Origin of the sequence: Streptomyces corynorhini, from assembly GCF_003346515.1 — a bacterium.
GTDB lineage: Bacteria > Actinomycetota > Actinomycetes > Streptomycetales > Streptomycetaceae > Streptomyces > Streptomyces corynorhini.
On the sequence record NZ_QQNA01000446.1, the window covers coordinates 1 to 1,905 of the forward strand.

2 protein-coding genes are annotated in these 1,905 nt (G+C 73.2%); one reads left to right on the top strand and one right to left on the bottom strand.

Translation table 11 applies throughout. From position 1 onward, the window contains the following. Positions 1 to 29 precede the first annotated feature (29 nt). A complete protein-coding gene (locus tag DVH02_RS34300; protein ID WP_114627728.1) occupies positions 30 to 821 on the bottom strand; it encodes an SDR family oxidoreductase in 792 nt (263 codons plus the stop codon). Positions 822 to 945: 124 nt separating this feature from the next. Here DVH02_RS34300 and DVH02_RS34305 point away from each other — a divergent pair, with 124 nt between their 5' ends. Then, entirely contained in the window at positions 946 to 1,740 is a 795-nt protein-coding gene (locus DVH02_RS34305; RefSeq protein ID WP_233518643.1) for an IclR family transcriptional regulator, read from the top strand. The last annotated feature ends 165 nt before the right edge of the window (positions 1,741 to 1,905 follow it).

The following is a 1,905-nucleotide window of genomic DNA, read 5'->3' on the forward strand; positions in this document are numbered from 1 at the left end:
GACGGGGACGGGGACGGGGGTGGGGGTGGTCACAGCACGGACGTCATGCCGCCGTCGACGTACAGGATCTGCCCGTTGACGAAGTCCGAGGCGGCCGAGGAGAGGAAGACCAGCGCCCCGACCAGATCCCCCACCTCGCCCCAGCGCCCGGCGGGGGTACGGCCGCGCACCCAGGAGCTGAACTCCTCGTCCGCGACGAGAGCGGAGGTCAACTCCGTACGGAAGTAGCCGGGACCGATGGCGTTGACCTGGATGCCGGACGGGCCGAGGTCCGCGCACATGCCCTTGGTGAGCATCTTCAGGCCGCCCTTGGTCGCCGCGTACGGCGCGATTCCCGGGCGCACGACCTCGCTCTGGAGCGAGCAGACGTTGACGATCTTGCCGTGGCCGCGCGGCGTCATCCGGCGGGCGACCTCCCGGCCGACGAGGAAGGCGCTGGTCAGGTTGGTGTCGAGCAGGCGGTACCAGTCGGCGTCGGCGAACTCGGTCAGCGGCGCCCGGTGCTGGGCGCCGGTGTTGTTGACGAGGATGTCGATCGGGCCGACGCGCTCCTCGATCCGCGCGACGCCCTCGGCCACGGCGCCGGGGACCGTGACGTCGAAGGACTCCGCCAGGACCGTACCGGTGGCGGAGGTGCCGGTTTCGGCGACGGCCTCCGCCAGTTCGGCACGGGCGCGTTCGAGCGCGTCGGCGTCGCGGCCGTTGAGCACGACGGTGCAACCGGCCTCCAGCAGCCCCTGGGCCAGCGCGCGTCCGATGCCCCGGCTGGAGCCGGTGACCAGGGCGACCTGACCGCTGATGTCGAAGAGCGGATGACTCATGCTCGCGACCCTTCCCCTTTTTCCGTCGATAATTTTTCCGCTGAATGGAAAGGAAACCCATTCAGCGGAAACCATCGTCCGCATCGAGGGCCGTGGATGTCAACCACTGAGGTAATTTGTCGGCGTGCACACCAACGACGAGGCTCCGGTCGGCGCCGCGCGGGACGCCGTCCCCGTGGACGTGGTCGGGCGGGCGATGCGGCTGCTGGTCCTGGTCGGCGAGCACCCGCACGGCATCACCCTGTCGGAGCTGGCGCGCGAGAGCGGCGTCCCGGTCAGCACGTCACACCGGCTGGTCAACTCGCTCTGCCGCGAGGGCCTGGTCGAGTTCGAACCGTCCGGCAAGCGCTACCGCCCCGGGCTGCGCCTGTTCCAGCTCGGCCAACGGGCGGGCCAGGCATACGGGTTCACCGGGACCGCCCTGCCGGTCATGCGGCGGGTCACCCGGCAGACCGAGGAGGCCACGCTGCTGTCCGTCCTCGACGGAACGCGCCATCTGTACGTGCATTACGTGGACGGGCCGCTGCCCGTCGGCGTGCGCAGCGAGCCGGGCCGACACGGGCCGCTGCACTGTACGTCGATGGGGAAGGTCCTCATGGCGTTCGCGCCGGACGACGTACGCGCCGACCTGCTGGCCCGCGTCGACCTCACCCTGTACGGCCCGAACAGCATCACGGACCGCGCCGTCCTGCGCGAGGCCGTCCTCCTGGCCCGTGAGCGCGGCTACGCCACGGCCGACGAGGAGCACCACGCCGGTCTGCGGGCCGTGGCCGTCCCGGTCCTGCGCCCGGACGGCGCCCTCCACGCGGCTCTGTCCACCGCCGCCCCGGCCTTCCGCCGCAGCGTGGACGATCTCGTCGCGATGGTCCCCGTACTCGGAGCGGCGGCGGCGGAGTTGGGCGCCCGGCTGCCCGCGTGACGGCCGGGCGGCCGGGCGGCCGGGCGGCCGGGCGGCCGGGCGGGGTGGTCCGGGCGCACCGGCCGGGCGGCTGGTCGGGTGGCCGGGTGGCTGGGGCGGTCGGGGGTGGCTGGTCGGGTGGCCGGGACGGTCCGGGTGGCCGGGCCCCGGGGCGGGTGGCCGGGC